At 60.8% G+C, this 526-nt stretch carries 1 protein-coding gene; it reads right to left on the reverse strand.

Going from position 1 to position 526, the window contains the following annotated elements; genetic code table 11:
• Positions 1-525, reverse strand: a 525-nt coding sequence (locus KW846_RS29705) for an aldehyde dehydrogenase family protein (protein ID WP_218486463.1), incomplete at its 3' end; no start/stop codon positions are given.
• Position 526: the final 1 nt, after the last annotated feature.

Consider the following 526-nt stretch of genomic DNA (forward strand, 5'->3'; position numbering starts at 1 on the left):
GCAACCGGCGGCCAGGGCCGGGCCGGCTTTACGGGTGATCATGGCAGCCGGGAAGTTCCACGGGGTGATTGCAGCGGTCACGCCGATTGGCTGCTTGATCACGATCAGGCGCTTGTCTGGCTGGTGGCCCGGAATCACGTCACCGTAGATGCGCTTGGCTTCTTCAGCGAACCACTCGATGAAGGACGCGGCGTAGACGATTTCGCCCTTGGCTTCGGCCAATGGCTTGCCTTGCTCGAGGGTCATCAGGCGAGCCAGGTCGTCCTGGTTCTCGATGATCAGTTCGAACCAGCGACGCAGCTTGGTCGCACGTTCTTTGGCGGTCAGTGCACGCCAGGCCGGCAGCGCTTTGTCAGCAGCTTCGATTGCACGGCGGGTTTCGGCAGCACCCATTTTCGGCACAGTGCCCAGAATTTCGCCCGTTGCCGGGTTGTTGACCTTGATCGTCTGACCATTGTCCGCATCAACCCACGCGCCATCGATGAAGGCTTGCTGGCGGAACAACTGGGTGTCTTTAAGCTGCATG

The organism is Pseudomonas sp. PDM32 (assembly GCF_019219225.1).
Lineage (GTDB): Bacteria > Pseudomonadota > Gammaproteobacteria > Pseudomonadales > Pseudomonadaceae > Aquipseudomonas > Aquipseudomonas laurylsulfatiphila.